Source organism: Denitrobacterium sp. (assembly GCF_056180635.1).
Genome location: NZ_JAZZJS010000017.1, coordinates 1 through 6,034 on the forward strand (window position 1 = coordinate 1; position 6,034 = coordinate 6,034).

The window sequence follows — 6,034 nt, forward strand, 5'->3', positions numbered from 1 at the left end:
CAGGGCATCGTCGAGGCATGCTGCATGCCCGGTCTGAAGGCCGAGGGCATCTTCACCCACTTCGCCGTGTCCGACGAGGAGGGCGACGAGGCGCTTGCCTACACGCAGCATCAGTTCCAGCTGTTCAAGGACGTTATCGAAGCTGCCGAGGCCAAGCTCGGCTATACGTTCGCCATCCGCCATTGCGCGAACACAGGCGCCACGGCGCGCTTTCCCGAAACCCACATGGACATGGTGCGTCCCGGGCTGCTGCTCTACGGCTACGGCGAATACGCGCAGGGTCTGGGGCTTCGCCCGGTCATGTCGCTTAAGACCGCCGTCCAGACCATCAAGTCGTATCCCGCCGGCACCAAGGTGAGCTATGGCGGTTTGTACACGACCACCAAGAAGACGCGCATGGGCGTGCTCCCCTACGGCTATGCGGACGGCTTCCTGCGCTCGCTGTCGAACAAGGCCGTCGTGATGACCTCCGAGGGCCCGGCGCAGCAGTGCGGGCGCATCTGCATGGACATGAGCATGATCGACCTCACTGACAAGAAGTCCGTGGGCGTGGGAAGCGAAGTGGAGATCTTCGGCAAGAACAACCCGATCGAGGACATGGCAGACGTTGCGCAGACCATCCCCTACGAGCTTGTCTGCGCCGTCAGCAAGCGCGTGCCGCGCATGTACCTGAAGGGCGGCCAGGTGGTCGAGAAGGAGCTCCTGCTGCGTTTCTAGCACACGTATCGCCAACGCCATCAGCCAATGGCAACGACCTTGGCAGCTGATTGGGGTGGTTAGCATGTCCGTTAGCGAGGTATCGATTTTCCGCATGTCGGTCTGTTGGGCCCGATGCGCTGCAATCGTGCTATTATCGGCTCCAATGTGAACGCGTGGGTTCACGAAGGGGCGCACCACCTTGGGTGCGGTTGCTTCGTGGGCCTTTTGTTGTTTGAAGGGAGGCAGCCATGGACATAACTCTGAACGGCGAGCGTGTCCGCATTGACGAACCGTTCACCGTGTTGCAGCTCGTCAAGCAGCGAGGCTACCGTCTTGAACTGGTGGCGGTCGAGCTCAACGGCGCCATTTGCCCCAAGCGCCTCTACGGAGAAACGCAGCTTCACGACGCGGACGTCATGGAAATCGTGAGCTTCGTTGGAGGTGGCTGATGCTGAGCGAGCAGCAGATACATGACGCGCTGGTTCAGCGGCACGGAGCACAGGTGCAGGAGAGGCTGGATGCCGCGCGCGTCGCCATTGCGGGGCTGGGCGGTCTGGGCTCGAATGTGGCCGTGTCGTTGACGCGCATCGGCGTGGGGCATTTGCATCTGGTGGATTTCGACACGGTGGACGTGACCAATTTGAACCGCCAGCAGTATTTCGCCCATCAGATAGGCATGGCAAAAACCGAAGTGCTGGCCCAGAATCTGAAGGCCATCAACCCGTATCTGGACGTGCGCGCCACGTGCGCGCGCGTAACGCCCGACAACGTGGAGGAACTGTTCGCGGACGCACAAATTGTGTGCGAGGCTTTCGATGTGCCCGAGAACAAGGCTATGTTGGTAGACGCTGTGACTGAGCGGCTGCCGCACGCAGTGTTGGTGGCGGCGACGGGCATGGCGGGATACGGGCGCAGCAACGACATTGTCACGCGCAAAGTAACGGACCGTTTTTGGCTGTGCGGCGATGGCGTGAGCGCGCCGAGGCCAGGGTTCGGCCTTATGGCACCGCGCGTGGCCATCTGCGCGAACCATCAGGCGAACCTGATCGCGCAGCTCATCATAGAGGGAGAGCTTTCATGACCAACGGAGCAACGTCGCAGGACAAGCTGGTTTTGGGCGGTCACGAGTTCGACTCGCGTTTTATCCTGGGGTCGGGCAAGTATTCGCTCGATCTCATTCAGGCTGCCGTCGAGCACGCGGGCGCGCAGATCATCACGCTGGCGCTGCGACGAGCGAACGAGGGCGGCGTGGCAAACATCCTCGACTACATCCCCGAAGGCGTCACGCTGCTGCCCAACACGTCGGGTGCGCGCAATGCTGAAGAGGCGGTGCGCATCGCACGCTTGGCGCGAGAGGTGTGCGGCAGCGACTTCGCGAAGATCGAGGTCATCCGCGATTCCAAGTACCTTCTGCCCGATAACGCCGAAACGGTGCGCGCGTGTGAGACGCTTGCCAACGAGGGCTTCGTGGTCATGCCGTACATGTATCCCGACCTGAACACGGCGCGCGACCTGGCGAATGCGGGAGCAGCCTGCATAATGCCGTTGGGAAGCCCTATCGGCAGCAACAAAGGCCTGGCCACGCGCGAGTTCATCCAGATTATCATCGACGAGGTGGACCTGCCCGTTATCGTAGACGCCGGCATCGGACGCCCCAGCCAGGCTGCTGAGGCCATGGAGATGGGCGCCGCAGCCGTCATGGCGAACACGGCCATTGCCACGGCGGGCGACGTATGCGCCATGGCCGGGGCGTTCAAGCTTGCCATCCGGGCTGGCCGCCAGGCGTATCTGGCAGGGCTTGGGCGCGTGCGCGAACATGGCGCAAGCGCATCTTCGCCGCTTACGGGTTTTCTTCACGACTAGCGTCATCACGCACGCCGGAAAAGGATTCAACATTGAACGATATGAGCGCCCATGTGAACGAAAGCCTATTGAACGATCGCGTTTTGGCTGATCACAAGCGGGTACGGACGAACCATATGGAGCTGCTGCCCGATATGGAGGACATAGGCAGCTCAGTCATGGACGCGGTGCGCGAGCGCATGTACCGTGTCGATTTCGACTCATTCACGCAGGCCGACGTGCTTGCTGCGCTCGCGCACGACAACCGCAGTCTGGACGACTTTGCTGCGCTTCTGTCGCCGGCGGCCCAGCCACTGCTGGAAGACATAGCCCAGGCAGCGCGCGAGGAAACCCGGCGCCACTTCGGCAATTCTGTAAACCTGTTCACGCCGCTCTACATCGCCAACTACTGCGAAAACTATTGCATCTATTGCGGTTTCAACTGCACGAACAAGATCAAGCGCGCGAAGCTAAACGCCGAGCAGATAGAGGCCGAGATGACCGCTATTGCCGCAACGGGGCTGCAGGAAATTCTCGTCCTGACGGGCGAGAGTCGTCGTCATTCCGATGTGGCCTACATCGGCGAAGCGATCAAACTCGCCCGTCGCCACTTCAAGGTGATCGGCCTAGAGGTGTACCCGCTCGACTCCGGCGAGTACGCTTACCTGCACGAATGCGGCGCCGACTATATCACGGTGTTCCAGGAGACGTACGATTCCGACAAGTACGAAACGTTGCACTTGGCCGGCCACAAGCGCATTTATCCCTATCGCTTCAACGCGCAGGAACGCGCGCTTAAGGGAGGCATGCGCGGTGTGGGTTTCGCTGCACTTCTAGGACTCGATGACTGGCGGCGCGACGCATTCGCGTGCGGCATGCATGCCTGGACGTTGCAGCGCAAATACCCTCATGCCGAGATCGCGTTCTCATGCCCGCGCCTGCGGCCCATCATCAACAACGAGGCCATCAACCCCAAAGACGTGCACGAAGCGCAGCTGTTGCAAGCGGTATGCGCATATCGCCTGATCATGCCCTTCGCATCCATCACCGTGTCGTCGCGCGAATGCGCCCGCGTGCGCGACGCGCTAGCGGGCATCGCGGCCACCAAAGTGTCGGCAGGTGCCAAAACGGGCGTGGGCTCGCATGCTGAAGGCCTGGCCGACGTGGGCGACGAGCAGTTCGAGACCGACGATACGCGCGGCGTGGACGAGATGTGTCAAGCGCTTGTGGCCAATGGTTTGCAACCCGTGATGAACGACTATGTCTACGTTGGCTAACGTGAACGCCGCTGTATTGGGCGGGACGATGTTTCCCGAAAACACGATAGTCGTGACAAACCGGACCCTTTGCGCACGTCCGTTCCTCGAGCAGGTGCAACGCGTGTGCGCCATGAGGCCCGCCATGCTGGTGCTACGCGAAAAGGACCTAAACGAACCCGCGTATCGGACGCTTGCCGCCGACGTGCAATTCATCTGCCGCAATGCGGGCGTGCCGTTCGTCGTGCACTCTCACCAGAGCATCGCCCGCGACTTGAACGCCGATGGTTTGCATCTGCCGCTTCCCTTGGCGCGCGATCTTGGCAAAGAAGCGCTGTCTGGTTTTTCGAGCCTGGGCTTGTCGGTGCATTCCGCAGCCGAAGCGCGGGAAGCATGCAGCTTCGGCGCGACATATCTGATGACAGGCCATATCTACGAAACCGATTGCAAGCCAGGCCTTCCCCCGCGCGGCCTGCGGATGCTGAGCAAAGTTTGCGCAGCCGCTGGCAGCGTGCCCGTCTACGCAGTCGGCGGCATAAACCTGGACCCCGAGCGCATCGCCGCCGTACGAGCCGTAGGTGCCGTGGGCTCTTGCACCATGTCCGCAGCTATGGCTATTCGGCAATAAGGTGCTTGGTTTGACGGATGTCTCGCATTAGCTGGGGGCAAAAACCACCACGCCAGGCAGGCGCCCATAACTTACGCCTAGGAAACCGAATGCCACGAGGCAGTTGCGAAAGGTATAATCGATCGCAGCAGACTGTAATGCTACCAGCGTGAACACTCGGAAACGTGGGACGAAGGATTCACTGGATGGAAGCAGCTGGCACATATCAATTCACCGAATCTGCGCGGGCGTTCATCGAGTGTTCGCGCATTCCTTTCGCGGTGTACCAACTCGTCGATAACAGGGTTTGCGCGCTCGCGGTGTCCGCTGGGCTCACCAGCCTCCTCGGCTTCGACAAGCCGGCCGACGCATGCGAGCTTATGGACAAGGATATGTACCGGGACACGCACCCGGAAGATGTCGCCCGCATCTCCGACGCGGCCCTGCACTTCGCCATGGAGGGCACCGAGCTCGACGTCGTCTACCGCTGGAAGAAAGACGACGAGTACCGCATCGTTCATGCGCGCGGCGAGCACGTGGACGCGGAGGATGGAACGCGCCTGGCGGTGGTCTGGTACACGGACGAATGCGCCTACGACCCCGCGGGCAAGGCGTTCGACGACGAGCTGCACAGATCCTTTAACGAAGCCTTCCGACGCGAATCCATGCAGCACACGAACTACTACGACACGCTCACGGGCTTGCCGAACATGACCCATTTCTTCGACCTGGCCGAGGCGGGCTACAGCCGCATGCTCGACGAGGGCGACCAGCCGGCCATTCTTTTCGTGAACCTAAACGGCATGAAGCGCTTCAACGAGCTGCATGGTTTCACCGAAGGCGATGGCGTCATCAAGGCCGTGGCCAAGGCGCTCGCGGAGGAGTTCGGTTACGAGAACTGCGGGCGTTTCGCACAGGACCACTTCGCCATCTACACATCGTCCGAAGACCTCGAACCGCGCATCGAAAGAGTGTTCCGCGCTTGCGAGCACGCCAATGACGGCAAGATGCTCCCCCTCCGCGTGGGCATCTACCTCTCGCGCGACGAGCGCGTGGGCATAAGCACCGCATGCGACAGGGCCAAGGCCGCCGGCTATTCGATCACGAGCACGCGCTCGTCGGGCTACAGCTACTTCGACGATGCCATGCTCGCGCAGACGGAGCTCGAGCACCGCATCATCGGCAACCTCGACCGCGCCCTCCACGAAGGCTGGATCGAGATATTCCACCAGCCGATCATCCGCTCCGCGAACGGCCTCGTCTGCGACGAGGAAGCGCTCGCGCGCTGGAACGACCCGGTGAAGGGGCTGCTCACTCCGGATGAGTTCATGCCCATACTCGAGGACGCGAAGGTGGCCTACAAGCTCGACCTCTACGTCATCGAGCAGATCCTCGACAAGCTCAAGCGCCAAGAGCAGGCGGGCCTGCACATCGTGCCCGAGTCGGTGAACATCTCCCGCACGGACTTCGAATCGTGCGACATCGTCGAGGAAGTCAGGAAGCGTGTCGATGCATCGGGATTCCCCCGCTCGATGCTCAACATCGAAATCACGGAGAGCGTCATCGGGCGTGACTTCGACTACATGAGGGCCGAGATCGACCGCTTCAGGAGCTTGGGCTTCAAGGTGTG

The 6,034-nt window shown here is 61.3% G+C and carries 7 protein-coding genes; all 7 read left to right on the forward strand.

What is annotated here, in order from left to right; translation table 11 throughout:
• Nucleotides 1-717, forward strand: a 717-nt coding sequence (gene alr, locus AC04P6_RS01505) for an alanine racemase (RefSeq protein ID WP_475564828.1), incomplete at its 5' end; no start/stop codon positions are given.
• Between the two features lie 230 nt (nucleotides 718-947).
• Nucleotides 948-1,148: a sulfur carrier protein ThiS gene (thiS, locus tag AC04P6_RS01510; protein ID WP_475564829.1), complete on the forward strand. Its 201-nt coding sequence runs from the start codon at nucleotides 948-950 to the stop codon at nucleotides 1,146-1,148.
• Nucleotides 1,148-1,780 (forward strand): sulfur carrier protein ThiS adenylyltransferase ThiF, encoded by a 633-nt coding sequence (thiF, locus tag AC04P6_RS01515; RefSeq protein WP_475564830.1) that lies wholly within the window; start codon nucleotides 1,148-1,150, stop codon nucleotides 1,778-1,780. Before thiS ends, thiF begins: the two co-directional genes overlap by 1 nt.
• Nucleotides 1,777-2,562, forward strand: coding sequence for a thiazole synthase (locus AC04P6_RS01520; RefSeq protein WP_475564831.1), 786 nt, complete (start codon nucleotides 1,777-1,779; stop codon nucleotides 2,560-2,562). The genes thiF and AC04P6_RS01520 overlap by 4 nt, the downstream gene beginning before the upstream one ends.
• Before the next feature lie 41 nt (nucleotides 2,563-2,603).
• Entirely contained in the window at nucleotides 2,604-3,818 is a 1,215-nt protein-coding gene (gene thiH / locus AC04P6_RS01525; RefSeq protein ID WP_475564834.1) for a 2-iminoacetate synthase ThiH, read from the forward strand.
• A 52-nt stretch (nucleotides 3,819-3,870) separates the two neighbouring features.
• On the forward strand, nucleotides 3,871-4,425 hold the full coding sequence (locus AC04P6_RS01530; RefSeq protein WP_475564832.1) for a thiamine phosphate synthase: 555 nt from the start codon (nucleotides 3,871-3,873) through the stop codon (nucleotides 4,423-4,425).
• A gap of 260 nt (nucleotides 4,426-4,685) precedes the next feature.
• Nucleotides 4,686-6,034, forward strand: a 1,349-nt coding sequence (locus AC04P6_RS01535; protein ID WP_475564833.1) for an EAL domain-containing protein, incomplete at its 3' end; no start/stop codon positions are given.